This window comes from Rathayibacter sp. PhB152, from assembly GCF_003751395.1.
Classification (GTDB): domain Bacteria; phylum Actinomycetota; class Actinomycetes; order Actinomycetales; family Microbacteriaceae; genus Rathayibacter; species Rathayibacter festucae.
Window position 1 is genome coordinate 448417 of sequence record NZ_RJUT01000002.1, and the last position, 18651, is coordinate 467067.

The window sequence follows — 18651 nt, forward strand, 5'->3', positions numbered from 1 at the left end:
CCCAAGATGTGCCGCTCGCTCGTTCGCGGGGTGTCCGGATCGGTGAGGGTTCGTCCGGGAGGTTCTGGATGGACAAGGACGAGTTGGGCCGCCGCGGCGAAGACATCGCTGCGGCGCATCTGAGGGAGCGCGGTTTCGAGATCCTCGACCGCAATTGGCGGGTGCGGGAGGGGGAGCTGGACATCGTGGCGCGGGAGGGTGCGGCGCTGGTGGTGGTGGAGGTGAAGACGCGGTCCTCGACGCGGTTCGGGTTGCCGATCGAGGCGATCACGCGGGTGAAGGCGCAGCGGCTGCGGCGGCTGGCGTATGCGTGGGCGCGGGAGCACGACGAGCGCTCGCGGCACCTGCGCATCGACGCGGTCGGCATCGTCGCGCCGGACGGAGTGCCGTCGCAGGTGCGTCATGTGCGGGCGGTGGCGTGATGGGGCTGGGGCGGACGTCCGCGGTCGGTCTGGTCGGCTTCACGGGTGCCGTGGTGGGCGTGGAGGCGCATTCCGCGGACGGCACTCCGGGGATGGTGATCATCGGGCTGCCGGATGCGGCGCTGTCGCAGGCGAAGGAGCGGGTGCGGTCCGCGGCGATCAACTCGGGGAGCGGGATCGCCGAATACAAGATGACGGTGAACCTGTCGCCGGCGGCGATGCCCAAGCACGGGTCCGCGTTCGATCTCGCGATCGGGCTCGCGGCGCTGGCGGCGCTGGGGGAGGTGAACCGGGAATCGGTCGCGGCGGTCGTGCACATCGGCGAGCTCGGGCTCGATGGACGTCTGCAATCGGTGCCGGGCGTTCTGCCCGCGGTACTCGCCGCGGCGCGGGCCGGCCGATACAGGGTGATGGTGCCCGAAGACGACCGGCTCGAAGCGGAGCTCGTGGACGGGGTGGACGTCATCCCGGTCTCGTCCCTGGCGGCGGCCGCCGTCTGGCACGGGGCGGAGTGGGATGTGCCGGTCCTGCCGGAGCGCTCTGCTGCGCCTCCAGCCGTCCCTGAGCCGGAGTCCCGGCTCGACTTCGCGGACGTGATCGGCAACGAGGAGGCGGCGTCCGCGATGATCGCCGCAGCTGCGGGCGGGCACCACGTCTTCCTGCTCGGGCCGCCCGGTGCGGGAAAGACCATGCTCGCCTCACGCCTGCCCGAGATCCTGCCCGACCTCGACGACGAGGCCGCCCTCGAGGCCACCTGCATGCGCTCCCTCGTCGGCGAGCACACCGGCGGCACCCTGGTGAGGCGTCCGCCTTTCGAAAGTCCGCATCACTCCGCGTCCGCCGCAGCGATCGTCGGCGGTGGCAGCGGAAGGATCCGACCGGGCGCCGTCGCACGCGCGACCCGCGGCGTCCTCTTCCTGGACGAGGCTCCGGAGTTCTCCGCCGTCGCCCTCGACGCGCTGCGGCAGCCGCTCGAGTCGGGCCTGATCCGCATCCACCGGGCGAACGTCATGGCGGAGTTCCCGGCCCGCGTGCAGCTCGTGCTCGCGGCGAACCCGTGTCCCTGCGGTCGCCACGGCATCCGGGGTGAGATCTGCACGTGCTCGCCGCCGGTGCGGCGCCGCTACCTGGCGCGGCTGAGCGGTCCGCTGCTCGACCGCGTCGACATCCGGCTGACGGTCCGGCGCATCGGCGCGGCACAGCTCGCCGTCCGCCGTGACGAGCCGGGGCTCTCGACAGCGCAGGCTCGCGCTCGGGTGGTCGCCGCCCGCGCCCGCGCTCGGGAGCGTCTGGCAGGCACCCCGTGGTCGCTGAACGCCGAGGTCGACGGCGCGTGGCTCCGCGCGAGCCCGCAGCGCCCGACCGCCCGGGAGTCGGGCACCCTCGACCTGGCCCTGGAGCGCGGGCTCGTGACGATGCGCGGCTACGACCGCGTGCTGCGCCTCGCGTGGACGCTCGCCGACCTCGACGAGGTCGACCGCCCCGCTGCGAGCCACCTCGCCCGCGCACTGATTCTGCGGGGAGCGGGCTCGTGACGGCCGTCGCCGAGCTCTTCGACCGGACCGAGACACGCCTCGCGCGGCGGCTCCTTCCCGAGGACGGCGAGTCGGATCCGCTGGAGGCGCTCGCGCGCGCGGCCTGGTCGTCGCTCGCCGAGCCGGGCGACGCGGCGGCCGGCACACTGATCGAGCGATTCGGCGCCGGCGGCGCGCTCGCGAAGGTGGTGGGGACGGCGTCCGCCGGGGAGATCCTCGCGGAAGCGGCGGCGGCCGACCTGCGCCAGAGGGGGTCCGGATCTGCGGGTGACGCTGCCGCGGAGACCGGCCGCTCCGATAACTCGTTCGACTCGACAGGCGACGGAGAGAGCGACGGCGACGATTCCCGCAGCGGAACGAGAGTCCTCGCCGCAGGCCTGGCGCGCTGGCGTCCCCGGGTCGACAGGGCCCTGCTCCTCCGCCGCCTGGAGATCGCGCACCGTCTCGACGCGCGCCTGCTGCTGCCGGGATGCGACGGCTGGCCGCAGCCGCTCGCCGATCTGGGGGACCACGCGCCGTTCGCGCTGTGGAGCCGCGGCGACCCGATCGCCCTCGCCGCTCCGTATCGCCTGTCCGTCGTCGGGGCCCGCGCGGCGACCGGCTACGGCGAGCACGTCGCCGCGGACCTCGCCGCCGGAACCGCCGAGCGCGGCGTCCTCGTCGTCTCCGGAGCCGCCTTCGGGATCGACGCGGTCGCGCACAAGGCCGCCCTCGGTGCGGGTGGCAGCACGGTCGCCTTCCTCGCCGGCGGCTCCGACCGGCTCTACCCGACGGCGCACACCGACCTCCTGCATCGCGTGATCGCGACGCCCGGCTGCTCGGTGGTGACGGAGGTGCCGCCGGGTACGACGCCGACGCGCTGGCGCTTTCTGCAGCGCAACAGGCTGATCGCCGCAACGACCGCGGCCACGGTCGTCGTGGAGGCGGGAGCCCGCTCCGGGTCGTTGAACACCGCCGGCCACGCTGCGGCGCTCGGGCGCCCGCTCGGTGCAGTGCCGGGCCCGGTGACGAGCGCCTCCTCAGCGGGCTGCCATCGGCTTCTCCGGGAGTACGCCGCGACCTGCGTGACGTCGGCTCCGGAGGTCGTCGAACTGCTCGGCATGTCCGCGGTACTCGCTGCTGCACCGGAGGTCTCACGGGCGGCGTCGCGCGTCCTGGACGTCCTCCGCTCGGACGGTGCGCACGTGACCGAGGCGCTCGCGCAGCGCTCCGGCCTGTCCGTCCTCGAGACGCTCGACCTGCTCGGGACCTGCCTCGCGACCGGGCTCGTCCAGCGCGACGCGGAGGGGAGGTGGAGGGCAGCCGCATGAGAAGCGGGTGAGGGGAGGCGACGGTCCGACGCAGGAGGACCGGGTGATGTTCCGCCCCGTTCCTCGCCGCCCGGCGGGGCATCCGGTCCTCGACGGCCCCGGAAGGCGACCGACTGGCGGCAGGAGGTTCTTCCGGCCGCGCGAGGCATGGGGGAGTGGCCCCGCCTGATCCGCGGCGAAGCAACCCGTCCGGAGCATCCCGAGCGCACGGGCTGCCGCCGAGCCGACGAGGCGCTGTCGGCGGTGCGCCCTACGCTGTCGATCAAGCAGCGAGGGGAGCCGCATGGGCGACGAGACGACGACGAGGACGCAGCCGGAGCATCCGCAGCTCGGGCACTTCCGGGCCGCCGACCGGGTGGTCGCCCATCTCAGCGACACGCACTTCCTCGCGGAGGGCGCTCCGCTCTACGGGCGCGTCGACACCGGGTCGCGGCTCGAGCAGGCCGTTGCGCGGCTCGTCGAGCGCGGCGGTCGGCTCGACGCGATTCTCGTCACCGGAGACGTCGCCGACCGCGGCGAGGAGGACGCCTACCGACGGGTGAAGGACGTCCTCGATCCCGTGGGCGAGCGCTTCGACTGCCCGATCGTCTGGGTGATGGGCAACCACGACGAGCGCGGCGCGTTCCGCCGGGTGCTCCTCGACCAGGAGCCGGGCGACGTGTCCAGCGATGCCCCGATCGACCAGGTCGTCGACCTCGGCGGGCTGCGGCTCATCGCGCTCGACAGCGCGGTGCCCGGCTACCACCACGGCGCGCTCACCGGCGAGCAGCTCGAGGCGCTCCGAGCCGAGCTCGCGATGCCGGCCGCGCTCGGCACCGTCCTCGCGCTGCACCACCCGCCGCTGCCGACGCCGCTCGGAGCGATGACCGTGCTCGAGCTCCGCGGGATGGACCGGCTCGAGGAGGTGGTGCGCGGGACCGACGTGCGCGCGATCCTCGGCGGGCACCTGCACTACCCGACGGCCGCGACCTTCGCCGGCGTCCCCGTCTTCGTCGCCGGGGCGACCAGCTACACGATGGACCTCGGCGCCCCGGAGCGCGAGCTCGCCGGCATCGACGGCGCGCAGAGCTTCGCGCTCGTCCACGTGCACCCGGAGACGGTCGTCACCTCGCTCGTCCCCAGCGCCACCGCGCCGATCGCCACCCGCTTCGGCACGGACCTGATCGAGAAGCTCGAGAGTCTCGACGAGCAGGGCCGCATCGACCTCTGGTCGCGGATGCCGGGCACCGATGGCTGACACGCCTCCCGCAGGCCTGCCCCCGCGTGGCGAGCCGCTCGCGGCGGCCGTCGAGGACTTCCTCCGCTACGTCCTCGACGAGCGCTCGCTCTCTCCCGCCACGGCTCGCGGCTACCGAGCCGACCTCTCGACGCTGATCGACTTCGCCGCGAGCCGGAAGCAGCCGATGCTCGCCCAGCTCGACCTCGAGCTGCTGCGCGACTGGCTCTGGCACGAGTCGCAGACCGGCGTCGCCCGCGCGACGCTCGCCCGGCGGACCGCGGCCGTCCGCTCCTTCTCGTCCTGGGCGCAGCGCTCCGAGCGCCTGCCGATCGACGTCGCCGCGCGCCTGCGCACCCCGAAGGGCGGGCGCCCGCTGCCGCGCGTGCTCACCGAGCCGCAGACCGAGCACCTGATCGACGTGGTCGCCGCGCGCGGGGCGACCGAGGACCCGGTGGCCCTGCGCGACCTGGCGATCGTCGAACTGCTCTACGCGTCCGGCATCCGCGTCTCCGAGCTCGTGGCGATCGACGTCGGCGATCTCGACCTGAGCCGGCTCACCGTGCTCGTCACCGGCAAGGGGAGCAAGCAGCGCGTCGTGCCGTTCGGCGTGCCCGCGAAGGAGGCGCTCATCGCCTATCTGGAGAAGGCCCGCCCGCAGCTGCTCCCGGACGCGGAGACCGGCGCGACCGGTACGAGCACCCCGGCCCTCCTCCTCGGCCGACGCGGCGCCCGCCTCACCCCGCGCACCGTCTACGGCGTCGTCGCCCGGCTCCTCGACGGCGGCCAAGGCTCCGGCCCGTCCGGCCCGCACACCCTCCGGCACACCGCGGCGACGCACCTGCTCGACGGGGGAGCGGACCTCCGCGCCGTCCAGGAGCTGCTCGGCCACGCGAGCCTCGGCACCACGCAGATCTACACCCACGTCTCGACCGAGCGGATCCGCGAGGCCTACCGCCTCGCCCACCCGCGCGCCTGAGCGCGCCGCACTCACCACCGCCTGCTCCGTATCGGTGACCGCTCCTGCGGCCACTCCATCCATCGGGAGCAGCACCGCGCGCGGGATCCCGCCGAAGAACCGCATCGGGTTCACGTACTCCCCGTCCTCGCGCACCCCGAGGTGCACGCACGAGCCGTCGCAGTGCCCGCCCGCGCCCACGGTGCCGATGACGTCCCCGGCGCGGACCTCCTGACCCTCCGCGACGGACGGCTCCACCGGCTCCACGCTCGACACCAGCCCGTCGGCGTGCGCGATGCTGACCACGCTCCTGTCGACCACCCGCCCCGCGAACGACACCCGCCCGTCCGCGACGGCCCGCACCGGAGACCCGGCCGTGGCAGCGAGGTCGATCCCGCGATGCCCCGCGGCGTAGCGATGCGCGGGAGCCCGCCACGGCTCGACGACGGAGAACCCGTCCACCGGCGGGGTCCAGAGCATCGGCGCGAGCAGGGCGAGCACCAGGAACACGCCCGGGCGGAGGAGGAGTGGAGCAACCATGCGGACACCTTCGTCCTCGCTCGCGTCGCGCGGGCGACCGGCTGCGCGACCGGGGGAGAAGACGCTCGCACGGTGGGCTGTGGAGGAGAACGACGTCGACCCCGCTGCGCAACCCGGCCCGGGACATTAGCAGGCGGGAGTAACGTGCCTGTGATCCGGAGCGGGCGCGGAGACACCGCACCCACCGGCGGCGAGAATCGGAGACGACCATGACCAGCGGACGATCTGACACCATCCCGAACCCCTCGGCGGCGAAACTGAAGAGGAAGGTGATCGGTCTCGCCATCGCGGCGGCGGTCGGCGGCTTCCTCTTCGGCTTCGACTCGTCCGTGGTCAACGGAGCCGTCGAGGCGGTGCAGGGCGAGTTCGAGCTGTCGGCCGCGCTGATCGGCTTCGCCGTCGCATCGGCCCTCCTCGGCTGCGCGGTCGGCGCCTATCTCGCCGGTCGCCTCGCGGACCGCTGGGGCCGCATCAAGGTCATGCTGCTCGGCGCAGGCCTCTTCTTCATCTCCTCGATCGGCGCGGGCGCGGCCTTCGCCGTCTGGGACCTCGTCCTCTGGCGCGTCGTCGGCGGCCTGGGCATCGGCATCGCCTCGGTGATCGCCCCCACCTACATCTCCGAGATCGCACCCAAGGCGATCCGCGGGGCGCTCGCGTCGCTGCAGCAGCTCGCGATCACGCTCGGCATCTTCGCCGCGCTGCTCTCGGACACCGTCATCGCCGAGGGCGCCGGCGGGGCGTCCGAGCCCTACTGGTTCGGCGTCGCGGCCTGGCGCTGGATGTTCATCGCCTGCGCCGTCCCCGCCGTGATCTACGGCCTGCTCGCCCTGACGCTGCCGGAGTCGCCGCGTTACCTGGCCACGCGGGGTCGCTCGCAGGACGCGCGCAAGGTCCTCGCGACGGTCACCCCGCGCGACGAGGTCGACGAGGCGCTCGCCGACATCCAGAAGAAGATCGACGAGGACGCCGAGAACGCCCAGCGCTCCAGCCTGCGCGGACCGGCACTCGGCCTGCTGCCGGTCGTCTGGGTCGGCATCCTGCTCTCGGTGTTCCAGCAGTTCGTCGGCATCAACGTGATCTTCTACTACTCGACCTCGCTCTGGAGCGCGGTCGGCTTCGACGAGTCGAACTCGTTCGCCATCTCGGTCTTCACCTCGGTGGTGAACGTCGTGGTCACCTTCGTCGCGATCTTCCTGGTCGACAAGGTCGGCCGGAAGCCGCTGCTGCTCGTCGGCTCCGCCGGCATGGCGATCTCGCTCGGACTGATGGCGCTCGCGTTCAGCCAGTCGACGATCAGCGGCGAGGACGTCTCGCTGCCCGGCGCCTGGGGCCCGATCGCGTTGGTCTCGGCCAACGCGTTCGTGGTCTTCTTCGGAGCGACCTGGGGCCCGCTGGTCTGGGTGCTGCTCGGCGAGATCTTCCCGAACCGGATCCGCGCCGCCGCCCTGGGCCTCGCGGCCTCGGCGCAGTGGATCGCCAACTTCGCGATCACGGTGACGTTCCCGATCCTGTCGCAGGACGTCTCGCTGACCCTCGCCTACGGCCTCTACGCGGCGTTCGCGCTGATCTCGTTCTTCTTCGTCTTCCTGTTCGTGCCCGAGACCAAGGGCCGCTCGCTGGAGGAGATGGACACCCTGCACATCCGCACCGTGATGAAGTCCGCGCGCAAGTAGCGCCGGGCCTCGCCTCGCTCCGAGCTTCGGCGCGCGATCACGCCTCCGGCTCGTGGAATCCCAGCTGTTCTGCGAGCCGGAGGCGTTTCCGCGTGCCGGAGCCGCGTGGCTGAGCTGCGCGGCGGACTTCGGGCTCGTGATTTCGGCTCGGGCTCGTCGAATCGGAGATTCTCCGCGTGCCGGAGGTGGTTCTGCGTGCCGGAGGTGGGCAGCGGGACCCCGGGCTCGTGATCTCGGCTCTGGCTCGTGGGATCGGGCGGTTTCCGCGTGCCGGAGGTGTCTCCACGTGCCGGAGGTGGTCGGCAGCAGGGCGGCGGACGCGCGGGCCGCGCCGCGCGGGGGAGGCGGCCGTCCTGGTGCTAGTCTTCTCGGAGCACCTCGCTCGTCGGGGTGACTACGCGCGCCCATTCGGCCAACGCTCCCCACGGTCCCCTTCGCCCAGTGCGAGGAGGGCGGGAGCGCGCCGGGCGCCAGGGCGACGTGCCGACCGGCCGTCGCGGACAACCGAACGGGAGTTCGGCGCCGTCGTGCGCCCGAGCCCCAGAGAAGGAGAACGACTCATGGCAGTCGTCACCATGCGCCAGCTGCTCGACAGCGGCGTCCACTTCGGGCACCAGACCCGTCGCTGGAACCCGAAGATGAAGCGCTTCATCCTGACCGAGCGCTCGGGCAGCTACATCATCGACCTCCAGCAGTCGCTGGCCTACATCGACAAGACCTACGACTTCGTCAAGGAGACGGTCGCCCACGGCGGCACCATCCTCTTCGTCGGCACGAAGAAGCAGGCGCAGAACGCGATCTCCGAGCAGGCGACCCGCGTCGGCCAGCCCTACGTCAACCAGCGCTGGCTCGGTGGCCTCCTCACCAACTTCCAGACGGTCTCCAAGCGCCTCGCGCGCATGAAGGAGCTCGAGGAGCTCGACTTCGACGACACGTCGAAGAGCGGCTTCACGAAGAAGGAGCTCCTCATCAAGAAGCGGGAGCTCGACAAGCTGCACAAGTCGCTCGGCGGCATCCGCAACCTCTCGAAGACGCCGTCGGCCCTGTGGGTCGTCGACACCAAGAAGGAGCACCTCGCGATCGACGAGGCCAAGAAGCTGGGCATCCCGGTCATCGGCATCCTCGACACGAACTGCGACCCGGACGAGGTCCAGTACCCGATCCCGGGCAACGACGACGCGATCCGCTCGGTGAGCCTGCTCACCCGCATCGTGGCCGACGCCGCCGCCGAGGGCCTCATCCAGCGTCACCAGAAGCCCGAGGCCGAGGGCAACGTCTCCGCCGTCGAGCCGCTGGCCGAGTGGGAGAAGGAGCTGCTCACCACGAGCGACGACTCCGCCGCCTCGATCGACGCCGCCGCGACCGACGCCCCGGCGTCCGACGTCCAGGAGCCCGCCGAGCAGGCCGGCGCCGAGACCGAGAAGGTCGCCGACGCCGAGCTCGCGACCGCCGACGAGGCCGTCGCCGAGGCCGAGGCGCCCGCCGAGGCCGACTCGACCACCGAGTCCGCGACCGACGAGACCCCCGCGTCCGTCTGACACCCGCACTGAGCCGGGGGTCGGACGGGTCGCGAGAGCGCCCGGCCGACCCCCGCTCATTCGGTGCACGTTCACCACGAAGCAGAACCGCCGACACCCCGGCGTGATGGAGTCCTCGACACCGAGGCCCGTCGCCGCGGGACCGGCAGACCACGACGTCCTGGTGGGCGCGGGTGCTCGAAGCACCGCGCCGACCGGACACAACAGAGGAGTTCGCAGAACTATGGCTAATTTCAGCCTCGCTGACGTCAAGACGCTGCGCGAGCAGCTCGGAACCGGCATGGTCGACACCAAGAACGCGCTCGTCGAGGCCGACGGCGACCTGGACAAGGCGGTCGAGATCCTCCGCCTCAAGGGTGCCAAGGGCAATGCGAAGCGCGCCGACCGCTCCACGAGCGAGGGCCTCGTCGCCGCCGCCGAGAAGGACGGCGTCGCCACCCTGATCGAGCTCGCCTGCGAGACCGACTTCGTCGCCAAGGGCACCAAGTTCATCGCCCTGTCCGAGGGCGTGCTGGACGCGGTCGTCGCCGCCGGCGCCACCACCGTCGAGGAGGCCCTCGCGGCCCCCGCCGGCGACAAGACCGTCGCCGACCTCATCAACGACGAGGCTGCGATCCTCGGCGAGAAGGTCGAGCTCCGCCGCGTCGCCACCGTCTCCGGCGAGCACTTCGCCGTCTACCTGCACAAGACCAACAAGGACCTGCCCCCGCAGGTCGGCGTGGTCCTGGGCTACTCGGGAGACGACGCGGAGACCGCCCGCTCGATCGCGCAGCACATCTCGTTCGCCAACCCCTCCTACCTGTCGCGCGAGGACGTGCCGCAGTCGGAGGTCGACAACGAGCGCCGCATCGTCGAGGAGATCTCGCGCGGCGAGGGCAAGCCCGAGGCCGCCCTGCCGAAGATCATCGAGGGGCGCGTCAACGCGTACTTCAAGCAGGTCGCGCTGCTCGACCAGGACTACGCCAAGGACAACAAGCTGTCCATCAGCAAGGTCGTGGCGGACGCCGGTCTGACCGTGTCGGGCTTCGCCCGCTTCAAGGTCGGCGCGTAGCACGCACAGCGAGGGGAGTCCGGGTCGTTCAGTCGACCCGGACTCCCTTCGCTCTGCCCGGGGGAGGTGCCCGGGCGTGGTCGCGGGGCGTCCCCCGCGCGGGATAGGTTTGTACGGGTCTACGGGAGGAAACGTCCATGACGGAGACGGATGCGAAGACGACGGGCAAGCGCCGCAGGGTGCTGCTGAAGCTGTCGGGGGAGGCGTTCGGAGCCGGCACTCTCGGGGTGAACCCGGACGTGATCAGCGCCCTGGCGCGCGAGATCGCCGACGCCGCGACCGAGGTCGAGATCTCGGTGGTCGTCGGCGGCGGCAACTTCTTCCGCGGGGCCGAGCTCTCGCAGCGCGGCATGGACCGCGGCCGCGCGGACTACATGGGCATGCTCGGCACGGTGATGAACGCTCTCGCCCTGCAGGACTTCCTCGAGCAGGCCGGCGCGGAGACGCGCGTGCAGTCCGCGATCGCGATGACGCAGGTCGCCGAGCCCTACATCCCCCGCCGGGCGATCCGGCACATGGAGAAGGGCCGCGTCGTGATCTTCGGCGCGGGCGCCGGCCTGCCCTACTTCTCCACCGACACCGTCGCCGCGCAGCGCGCGCTCGAGACGCACGCCGACGTCGTGCTCGTCGCGAAGAACGGCGTCGACGGGGTCTACGACGCCGACCCGCGGACCAACCCGGACGCGAAGAAGCTCGATACCCTCACCTACCAGGAGGCGCTGCAGCGTGGTCTCAAGGTCGTCGACTCGACCGCCTTCAGCCTCTGCATGGACAACGGCATGCCGATGCAGGTCTTCGGGATGGAGCCGGCCGGCAACGTCGCGCGGGCCATCCGGGGCACCCGGCTCGGCACCCTCGTCTCCAACTAGGGCGCCCCCGCCCCGAACTAGACTGACCACTTCCCTCTCTTAAGGAGCCCCCTGTGATCTCGGATGTACTCGCCGACGCGACCGTCAAGATGGACAAGGCCGTCGGAGTCGCCAAGGAGGACTTCTCCACGGTGCGCACCGGTCGGGCCAACCCCGGCCTGTTCCAGAAGGTGCTGGTGAGCTACTACGGCACGCCCACCCCGCTCTCGCAGCTCGCATCGCTGCAGAACATCGAGGCGCGCACGCTGCTGGTCACCCCCTACGACAAGGGCGCCCTGCGCGACATCGAGCAGGCCATCCGGGACATGCCGAACCTCGGCGCCAACCCGACGAACGACGGCTCGGTCATCCGGATCAACCTCCCCGAGCTCACCGCCGAGCGCCGCAAGGAGTTCGTGAAGATCGTGCGGACCAAGGCGGAGGACGCGAAGATCGCCGTCCGCAACATCCGCCGCAGCGCGAAGAGCGACCTCGACGCGCTCAAGGGCGACATCGGCGACGACGAGCTCTCGCGCGGCGAGAAGGAGCTCGAGGCCGTGACCAAGCAGCACGTGGACGCCATCGACGAGGCGCTCAAGCGCAAGGAATCCGAACTGCTCGAGGTGTAGTGCCGTGCCCGTGAACCCCGAGGATCCCGAGAGCAGCGACGACGCTCCGGCGCCGCACGTTCCGGGCGCCCGGGGTTCGCGCATGGTCACGCGCGACGCCCTGCGCGCGCGGGCCCAGCAGGGCCGGGCCGACGTCGAGCGACAGCTCGAGGCGACCCGTGCCCAGCTCGAGGCGACGAACGAGCGCCTGACCGCGCGCTCGGGCCGGAACCTCGTCTCCGCGACCGTCATCGGTCTCATCGGCGGCGGCGCGATGGTGGTCAGCCTGCTGGTCGTCAAAGAGCTCTTCATGGTGCTGGCCGGCGCCCTCGTGCTGCTGGCGGCACTCGAGCTGTCGAACGCGCTGCGTCACGCCGGGCGCGACATCCCGCGCATCCCCACCGGCGTCGTCGCCGTCGTCGCCGTCCCCGCGGCGTACTACGGCGGGATGCAGGCCGCCTGGTTCGCCGTGCTGGGCGGCTCGGCGCTGGTCGCCCTCTGGCGGCTGGGGGAGCAGCTCCTCCGCCGGACGAGGTCGACCGGTCGCGAGCTCCTGCTCGACGTCGGGCTCGGCGCGTTCGTGCAGATCTACGTCACGTTCCTCGGCGCCTTCGCCATCCGCCTCGTCGCGGAGGAGGGCGGCCAGCTCTGGGCGCTGTCCTTCCTGATCCTGGTGATCGTGGTCGACACCGGCGCCTACGTCAGCGGTCTCACCTGGGGCAAGCACCCGATGGCGCCGCGGATCAGTCCGAAGAAGACCTGGGAGGGGTTCGCGGGAGCGGCGGTCGCGGGCGTCGTCGTCGGCGTGCTCCTCGCGCTCCTGCTGCTCGGTCAGCCCTGGTGGGTCGGCGCCGTGTTCGGCGCGGTCGTCCTGCTGACGGCGACGCTGGGCGATCTCGCGGAGTCGCTGATCAAGCGCGACATCGGCATCAAGGACATGAGCTCGTGGCTGCCGGGCCACGGCGGCTTCCTCGACCGCCTCGACTCGATCCTCCCCTCGGCCGCCGCAGCCTACGTGCTCTACTTCGTCTTCGCGCACTGACCTCGAGCACGGGACCGCGCATCGGCTGCGCGCGCGGACTCCGTCCCGTCGCGGCGCGGTCGACGCGCCGATTCCCGGACCGGGCCGCCGTCTTGGCAGAATGACGGGATGAACGCTCCCTTCCCCCGCGCCCGCGAGTCCCGGCCCGGCTACGACACGGACGAGGTCGACTCCTTCCTCGCCTCGGCCAGGGACGCCTACGCCCAGCTCTCGGGCGGTCCGGCCGACCTGCGCGCAGTGGATCTGCGGCACACCGCCTTCTCGCTGAAGAAGGGCGGCTACTCGGCGCCGCACGTCGACGCCGCGCTGGAGCGCCTCGAGGACGCCTTCGCGGTGCGCGAGCGCCAGTACGCGATCGCGGCGCAGGGCGAGGAGGCCTGGCTCCGGAACGCGCGGGAGACCGCGCAGGAGATCGTGAACCGCCTGGCGCGGCCCGCACGCGAGCGCTTCACCCGCGCCGGCGTGCTCACCACCGGCTACAACATCCGCCAGGTCGACGCCTTCTCCGACCGTGTCTCCGGTTACTTCCGGGACGGCTCCGTGCTGACCGTGGACGACGTGCGGACGGTGTCGTTCGCACCGCAGCGCGGCGGCTACTCCGAGCCGCAGGTGGACCTCGTGCTCGACGCCGTGGTCGACGTGATGCTGGCGGTGCGCTGAGCGGTCGGCCCCGCACTGGCGGATCGAGAGGTCCTCCGTTATGCTTTCGTGATCGTGGGTATGCATCAGAGAACGTCCGTCGCGCAGCCACCCGTCTCCCGATCCTCGGTCGAGACCTCGAAGCGCCCGGCGGCCCGCCGGTCCCGGACCCGTGTCCCGCTGGCGTTCCTCGCCTTCGCCGCCTCCATCGGCTTCGTCGCCGTCAGTGCGGTCGACCCGTCCAGCGGCGCCGTCGCGTCGCCGTTCTACCAGGCCCCGGAGCGCTTCAACGGCGATCCGGCCCAGCGCCTCGTCGTCGCCGAGGCCGCCGTCGAGCGGACCGTCCAGCGCGACACCTTCGACGCGCAGGCCAAGCCGACCCCCACGCCGACTCCGACGCCGACCCCCACTCCGACGAAGTCGAAGCAGGCCGTCCTCGAGGACGACGAGGAGGAGGAGTCGGCCGCCGCGGCGCCCGTCGCCCGCTCGGCCGCCCCGGACCCCGGCTCGGCGAAGGCCCTCGCCTACGACCAGATCGTGCAGCGCGGCTGGGCCGACAGCGAGTACGACTGCCTCGTGCTGCTGTGGAACCGCGAGTCCGGCTGGAACGTCTACGCCGAGAACAAGTCGAGCGGTGCCTACGGCATCCCGCAGGCGCTCCCCGGCAGCAAGATGGCGACGGTCGGCGGCGACTGGCAGACCAACGCCAACACCCAGATCACCTGGGGCCTCGGCTACATCTCCGGGCGCTACGGCTCGCCGTGCGGTGCCTGGGCGCACTCGGAGAGCGTCGGCTGGTACTGATCCCGGCTGCCGCCCGTGCTCGGGGCGGGCGACCCGCCCGATAGCCTGAGCGCGTGGATTACGCGCTGCTCGGAGTCGTCGGGATCATCACCGTCGTCACCGTCGCGCGCTTCTCGAGCCGGCTCGGAGTCGCGGCACCGCTGCTGCTGGTCGTCATCGGCATCGGCGCGTCCTACCTCCCCGGCGTCCCCGAGATCGAGGTCGAGCCGGAGCTGATCCTCGCCGGGGTGCTGCCACCGCTGCTGTACTCCGCGGCGATCCAGGTGCCACTGGCGGACTTCCGGCGGAATCTGCGCTCGATCTTCGGGCTGTCGGTGCTGCTCGTCGTCGTCACGGCTCTCGTCGTCGGCTTCTTCCTCTACATGCTGCTGCCGGACCTCAGCCTCCCGGCCGCCATCGCGCTCGGCGCGGTGGTCAGTCCGACCGATGCGGTCGCGGCCACCTCGATCGGCAAGAAGCTCGGTTTGCCGCCACGGCTCGTGACCGTGCTCGAGGGCGAGAGTCTCGTCAACGACGCGTCGGCGCTCGTGCTGCTGCGCGCCGCCACGGCCGCGACCGCCGTGGTGGGCGCCTCCGTCTCGAGCGACGCCATCGACGTCGGCGAGGTCGGCGTGCTCTTCGTCTACTCGGTCGTGATGGCCGTCGTCCTCGGGCTGGCGATGGGCGTGCTGACCGTCTTCGTGCGCTCGAAGCTGCGCGACCCGGTGCTGGACACCGCGGTCTCGTTCGCGGTGCCCTTCCTCGCCTACATCCCGGCGGAGGAGCTCGGCGCCTCGGGTGTCCTCGCGGTCGTCGTCACCGGCATCTACACCGGGCACAACAGCGCGCGGTTCCTCAGCCCGCAGTCGCGGATCAGCGAGCGGGTGAACTGGCGGACGGCGCAGTTCCTGCTCGAGAACGGCGTGTTCCTCCTGATGGGCGCCGAGATCAAGGCGATCGTCGGCGACATCGAGCCGGGCGGCGTCGGCGTCGACACGGCGGTCCTCCTCGGGCTCGCGACGGTCGTGATCCTGATCGTGCTGCGCACCCTCTTCGTCTGGCCGCTGCTGCTCTGGCTCCGCGGCTCGGGCCGGCGGGCGGAGCGGATCAACCGGCGGCTCGCGGTCGGGGTGATGCGCCTGCGCAACAGCGCCAGCAGCGACGAGCGGTTCGTCCGCCGGCAGCAGCGCGCGGAGCGGCTGTACCAGCGGCGGGAGACCGACCTCGCGGCGACGACGAGCGAGGCGTTCGGCTGGCGCGGCGGGGTCATCCTCTCCTGGTCCGGGATGCGCGGCGTGGTCACGCTCGCGGCGGCGCAGTCGCTGCCGGCGGAGACGCCCTACCGCTCGCAGCTCATCCTGATCGCCTTCACGGTGGCCGTGGTCACCCTGCTGCTGCAGGGCGCGACGCTCCCGGCGCTCATCCGGGTGACGGGCATCCAGGGGAGCGACGGCGACGCCGACCGCCGCGAGCTGGCCACGCTGCTCGACGAGGTCGCCTCGACCGGCATCCAGGCGCTGCCGGAGGCGGTCGAGGACCTGCCGGCCGGCAGTGTCGGCGAGCGGGTGCTGGAGCGGGTCCGCCGGGACACGCTGACCCGCTCGCAGGTCGCGTGGGAGCAGGTGGAGCGCGAGGCCGACGGCCCGCTGGGCCCCCAGGGGCAGTATCTGCACCTGCGTCGGGCGGTGCTGAGCGCCGAGCGCGAGGCACTGCTGGAGGCGCGCGGTCGCGGGGTCTACTCCTCGCGGATCCTGCGGCGGGCGCAGCTGATGCTCGACGCCGAGGAGACGCGGCTCGAGATGGACGACTCCTCGCACTGACCCGCCCGGGCGGGACGGCTGCGAGCGAGTGCTCGCGCGGCGGCTCCTAGACTGGAGCAATGCCGCGCAGCAATCGACCCCGCGGACGCGGGCGCGAGGACGACGACGAGCAGCGCGACCTCTCGCAGATGCTCGCCGGCTGGCGGCGCACGGAGACGCGCCGCGGCCGGGAGTGGAATGTCCAGCCCGTCTCGTCGTCGCGCGCGGTCAAGAACTACCTCTGCCCGGGCTGCGGCCAGACGATCGACATCGGCCTCGCGCACGTCGTCGTCTGGCGCGGCGACGGAGCACTCGGCGACGCCGCGGACCTCGCCGGCCGTCGCCACTGGCACACCCACTGCTGGCGGATCGAAGGAGCACGATGACGCACGAGATCCGCGGAGGCGTCGTCCTCCCCGCCCGCCGCGAGGACGTGGAGCTGCACACCACCGACGGGCTGACGCTGGTCGGCGAGCTGGCGCTGCCGCTCGAGGGTGAGCCGGTGGCCACGCTGGTCACCCTGCACCCGCTGCCGACGCACGGCGGCTTCATGGACTCGCACATCCTGCGGAAGGCCGCCGCGCGGCTGCCCGCCCTGGCCGGGGTGGCCGTGCTCCGCTTCAACACCCGCGGCACGAGCTCGCCGCGCGGGACGAGCGAGGGCGCCTTCGACGGCGGCACCGCCGAGCGGGCCGACGTCGCCGCGGCGATGGCGCTCGTGGCCGAGCGCGGGCTGCCGCACCCCTGGCTGGTCGGCTGGTCCTTCGGCACCGAGCTGGCGCTGAAGTGGGGGAGGGAGCACCCCGTCGAGGGCGCGATCCTGCTGTCGCCGCCGCTGCACCGGGCGACGGCCGAGGAGGTCGCGGCCTGGGGCGAGGACGGGCGGCCGCTGGTCGCGCTGATCCCCGAGCTCGACGACTACCTGCGGCCGGCGGCGGCCGCCGAGCGGTTCGCCTCGGTCCCGCAGCTCGATCTGGTCGCCGTCGAGGGCGGCAAGCACCTCTGGGTCGGCGAGGCGCAGACGCGCCGCGTGCTCGACGAGATCGTGCGGGTGGTGGCGCCGGCGTCGTCGCCGCTGCCGACGGAGTGGGCGGGCGAGCTCGGCTGAGCCCGCCCGCGCCGGTCAGCGCTTCGTCGAGCCGCCGTCGTCCTTCGACCCGCCGTCGTCGTCCGACAGGCCGTCGATGTGCCCGATCAGGCCGCGGAGGCCCGTGACGTAGCCGGCGATCGCGTCGCGCTCGGTGCGGATCTCGTCGAGGCGGGACTCGGCCGTGTTCTGCAGCTCGCGGGTGCGGCGCTCGGCGTCGGCGATCATCTCGCGGGCGCGGTCGCGGGCGGAGTCGAGCAGGGCGTCCGACTCGTCCTGCGCCTCGCGGCGCAGGCGCGTGACGTCGTCGAGGGCGTCGCTGCGGAGTGCGTCGGCCTCCAGGCGCTTGTCGTTCGCGCGGCGGATGGCGTCGGCGAGCTGCAGGTTCGACTCGTCCAGGTAGCGCTGCGTCTGGGCGACCGCCTCCTGGTGGCGGAGCAGGTAGTCGCGGTCCGCCTCCTCGCGGCGAGCGGCGAGCTCGACGACGAGGTCGATCCGGGCCTGCTCGACCTCGCGCGAGAGCGCGGCGGCCTCGTCGGACGCGGCGGAGCGCAGCGCGGCGAGCTCGGCGTCCAGGAGGGCGACGGCGTCGGCCCGGTCGCGGGCGAGCTGCGTGCGCAGATCGGCGAGCTCGCGGGCGCCCTCCGCGCGGCCGGTGGCCAGCTCCGCGGCGAGGTCGGCGCGGCCGGACAGGACCTCGGCCTCGAGGTCGGCGCGGGCGGCCAGGACCTCGGCTTCGATCGCGGCGCGGGCCTCGGCGATCTCGGCGGTGACGGCGGCGCGCAGGCGGTCGACCTCGGAGGCGACCTCCGCCCGCAGCAGCTCGTTGCTCTGCGCCAGGCGGGCGGCCTCGGCGCGGGCCACCTCGACCTCGCGGGCGGCGACGGCGCGCATCTCGGCGGCCTCGCGGCCGGCCTCGGAACGGATCGCCGCGGCCTCGCGCTTGGCGGTCGCGCGGGTCTCGGCGGCCTCGGTGGCGACGGTGCCGCGGATGGCGGCGGCCTCGCGGACGGCGTCCTGGGTCATCACGTCGCGGTCGTCGGCGGCCTTGCCGAGCGTCGCGGCGGCCTGCGCCTCGGACTCCTCGCGGGTGCGGTCGGCGCGGCGGCGCGCCTCCGTCACGAGGCGCTCGGCCTCGTCGCGCGCGTCCTTCAGCAGACCGTCGCGGTCGTCGCGGGTCGAGCGGCGCAGCGCCGAGGCGTCGTTCTCCGCCTGCGCGATGATGCGCTCCGACTGCTCCTCGGCCACCCGGAGGGTGTGCTCGAGCTTCGCGCCGAGTCCTGCGTAGGTGGGCGCACCGACCTGCTGCAGCTCCTTCTCGAGCCCGTCGATCCGGGAGGAGAGGCGCTTGGCCTCGCGACCGCTCTCAGCGGCCTGGGTGTTGGCGTGGATGAGCTCGCGGCGCAGACCCTGGATGGCCTTGTCGACCTCGTCCCGGTCGTAGCCCCGGAACACCTGGGTGAATTCGGCCTCGTCGCTTGCCACGTCGTCTCCTCCGGAACACGGCCGCGGTGGGGTCGCGGCACTCCAGGGAGTTTAGTCAGCGGGTGCCTCGCGGCCCGGGCCGACACCCGCACCGCGCGCCCCTCGATCGGTGCTCTC

At 72.7% G+C, this 18651-nt stretch carries 17 protein-coding genes and 1 pseudogene; 16 read left to right on the forward strand and 2 right to left on the reverse strand.

Going from position 1 to position 18651, the window contains the following annotated elements; translation table 11 throughout:
* The first annotated feature begins 68 nt into the window (after positions 1-68).
* The 5 genes from EDF36_RS05515 (at position 69) to EDF36_RS05535 (ending at position 5462) form a co-directional block, all read left to right on the forward strand.
* Positions 69-422 carry a YraN family protein gene (locus tag EDF36_RS05515; RefSeq protein ID WP_123732199.1) on the forward strand — a complete coding sequence of 118 codons (354 nt, stop codon included), beginning with the start codon at positions 69-71 and terminating at the stop codon, positions 420-422.
* Entirely contained in the window at positions 422-1957 is a 1536-nt protein-coding gene (locus EDF36_RS05520) for a YifB family Mg chelatase-like AAA ATPase (protein ID WP_123732433.1), read from the forward strand. The genes EDF36_RS05515 and EDF36_RS05520 overlap by 1 nt, the downstream gene beginning before the upstream one ends.
* Positions 1954-3267 (forward strand): DNA-processing protein DprA, encoded by a 1314-nt coding sequence (gene dprA, locus EDF36_RS05525; protein ID WP_260300534.1) that lies wholly within the window; start codon positions 1954-1956, stop codon positions 3265-3267. The genes EDF36_RS05520 and dprA overlap by 4 nt, the downstream gene beginning before the upstream one ends.
* Positions 3268-3550: 283 nt before the next feature.
* The gene (locus tag EDF36_RS05530) at positions 3551-4504 is read left to right on the forward strand and encodes a phosphodiesterase (protein WP_123732200.1); all 954 of its coding nucleotides are present in this window, start codon (positions 3551-3553) and stop codon (positions 4502-4504) included.
* On the forward strand, positions 4497-5462 hold the full coding sequence (locus EDF36_RS05535; protein WP_123732201.1) for a tyrosine recombinase XerC: 966 nt from the start codon (positions 4497-4499) through the stop codon (positions 5460-5462). Before EDF36_RS05530 ends, EDF36_RS05535 begins: the two co-directional genes overlap by 8 nt.
* 117 nt (positions 5463-5579) lie before the next feature.
* Here EDF36_RS05535 and EDF36_RS21985 read toward each other — a convergent pair.
* Positions 5580-5981 (reverse strand): annotated as a pseudogene (locus tag EDF36_RS21985) (M23 family metallopeptidase); the annotation flags it as partial.
* A 209-nt stretch (positions 5982-6190) separates the two neighbouring features.
* On the opposite strand from EDF36_RS21985, the gene EDF36_RS05545 reads away from it, so the two are divergent.
* From EDF36_RS05545 to EDF36_RS05595, 11 genes are all read left to right on the forward strand, one after another.
* The gene (locus EDF36_RS05545) at positions 6191-7654 is read left to right on the forward strand and encodes a sugar porter family MFS transporter (protein ID WP_123445729.1); all 1464 of its coding nucleotides are present in this window, start codon (positions 6191-6193) and stop codon (positions 7652-7654) included.
* A 560-nt stretch (positions 7655-8214) separates the two neighbouring features.
* Complete coding sequence (gene rpsB / locus EDF36_RS05550; RefSeq protein WP_123732202.1) at positions 8215-9192, forward strand: 30S ribosomal protein S2; 978 nt, start codon at positions 8215-8217, stop codon at positions 9190-9192.
* A 223-nt stretch (positions 9193-9415) separates the two neighbouring features.
* Positions 9416-10243, forward strand: coding sequence for a translation elongation factor Ts (gene tsf / locus EDF36_RS05555; RefSeq protein WP_123732203.1), 828 nt, complete (start codon positions 9416-9418; stop codon positions 10241-10243).
* 137 nt (positions 10244-10380) lie between these two features.
* Complete coding sequence (pyrH, locus tag EDF36_RS05560; RefSeq protein ID WP_123445732.1) at positions 10381-11112, forward strand: UMP kinase; 732 nt, start codon at positions 10381-10383, stop codon at positions 11110-11112.
* Positions 11113-11165: 53 nt separating this feature from the next.
* Complete coding sequence (frr, locus tag EDF36_RS05565) at positions 11166-11720, forward strand: ribosome recycling factor (RefSeq protein ID WP_123732204.1); 555 nt, start codon at positions 11166-11168, stop codon at positions 11718-11720.
* 82 nt (positions 11721-11802) lie between these two features.
* Complete coding sequence (locus tag EDF36_RS05570) at positions 11803-12741, forward strand: phosphatidate cytidylyltransferase (protein WP_123704777.1); 939 nt, start codon at positions 11803-11805, stop codon at positions 12739-12741.
* Between the two features lie 108 nt (positions 12742-12849).
* Positions 12850-13401: a DivIVA domain-containing protein gene (locus tag EDF36_RS05575; RefSeq protein WP_123703370.1), complete on the forward strand. Its 552-nt coding sequence runs from the start codon at positions 12850-12852 to the stop codon at positions 13399-13401.
* Between the two features lie 60 nt (positions 13402-13461).
* Positions 13462-14184, forward strand: coding sequence for a lytic transglycosylase domain-containing protein (locus tag EDF36_RS05580; RefSeq protein ID WP_123732205.1), 723 nt, complete (start codon positions 13462-13464; stop codon positions 14182-14184).
* A gap of 53 nt (positions 14185-14237) precedes the next feature.
* A complete protein-coding gene (locus EDF36_RS05585; protein ID WP_123732206.1) occupies positions 14238-15983 on the forward strand; it encodes a sodium:proton antiporter in 1746 nt (581 codons plus the stop codon).
* A 59-nt stretch (positions 15984-16042) separates the two neighbouring features.
* Positions 16043-16348 (forward strand): hypothetical protein, encoded by a 306-nt coding sequence (locus EDF36_RS05590; protein WP_123445737.1) that lies wholly within the window; start codon positions 16043-16045, stop codon positions 16346-16348.
* Positions 16345-17070 (forward strand): alpha/beta hydrolase, encoded by a 726-nt coding sequence (locus EDF36_RS05595; RefSeq protein ID WP_123732207.1) that lies wholly within the window; start codon positions 16345-16347, stop codon positions 17068-17070. The genes EDF36_RS05590 and EDF36_RS05595 overlap by 4 nt, the downstream gene beginning before the upstream one ends.
* Before the next feature lie 15 nt (positions 17071-17085).
* Here EDF36_RS05595 and EDF36_RS05600 read toward each other — a convergent pair whose 3' ends face one another.
* Positions 17086-18534, reverse strand: coding sequence for a DivIVA domain-containing protein (locus EDF36_RS05600; RefSeq protein ID WP_123732208.1), 1449 nt, complete (start codon positions 18532-18534; stop codon positions 17086-17088).
* Positions 18535-18651 lie beyond the last annotated feature (117 nt).

Excerpts from the sequence above, each read along its gene's own strand:
- EDF36_RS05515 (WP_123732199.1), top strand. The coding sequence starts at position 69 with ATGGACAAGGACGAGTTGGGCCGCCGCGGCGAAGACATCGCTGCGGCG.
- EDF36_RS05520 (WP_123732433.1), top strand. The coding sequence starts at position 422 with ATGGGGCTGGGGCGGACGTCCGCGGTCGGTCTGGTCGGCTTCACGGGT.
- EDF36_RS05530 (WP_123732200.1), top strand. The coding sequence starts at position 3,551 with ATGGGCGACGAGACGACGACGAGGACGCAGCCGGAGCATCCGCAGCTC.
- EDF36_RS05535 (WP_123732201.1), top strand. The coding sequence starts at position 4,497 with ATGGCTGACACGCCTCCCGCAGGCCTGCCCCCGCGTGGCGAGCCGCTC.
- EDF36_RS05545 (WP_123445729.1), top strand. The coding sequence starts at position 6,191 with ATGACCAGCGGACGATCTGACACCATCCCGAACCCCTCGGCGGCGAAA.
- rpsB (WP_123732202.1), top strand. The coding sequence starts at position 8,215 with ATGGCAGTCGTCACCATGCGCCAGCTGCTCGACAGCGGCGTCCACTTC.
- tsf (WP_123732203.1), top strand. The coding sequence starts at position 9,416 with ATGGCTAATTTCAGCCTCGCTGACGTCAAGACGCTGCGCGAGCAGCTC.
- pyrH (WP_123445732.1), top strand. The coding sequence starts at position 10,381 with ATGACGGAGACGGATGCGAAGACGACGGGCAAGCGCCGCAGGGTGCTG.
- EDF36_RS05570 (WP_123704777.1), top strand. The coding sequence starts at position 11,803 with ATGGTCACGCGCGACGCCCTGCGCGCGCGGGCCCAGCAGGGCCGGGCC.
- EDF36_RS05575 (WP_123703370.1), top strand. The coding sequence starts at position 12,850 with ATGAACGCTCCCTTCCCCCGCGCCCGCGAGTCCCGGCCCGGCTACGAC.
- EDF36_RS05580 (WP_123732205.1), top strand. The coding sequence starts at position 13,462 with ATGCATCAGAGAACGTCCGTCGCGCAGCCACCCGTCTCCCGATCCTCG.
- EDF36_RS05590 (WP_123445737.1), top strand. The coding sequence starts at position 16,043 with ATGCCGCGCAGCAATCGACCCCGCGGACGCGGGCGCGAGGACGACGAC.
- EDF36_RS05595 (WP_123732207.1), top strand. The coding sequence starts at position 16,345 with ATGACGCACGAGATCCGCGGAGGCGTCGTCCTCCCCGCCCGCCGCGAG.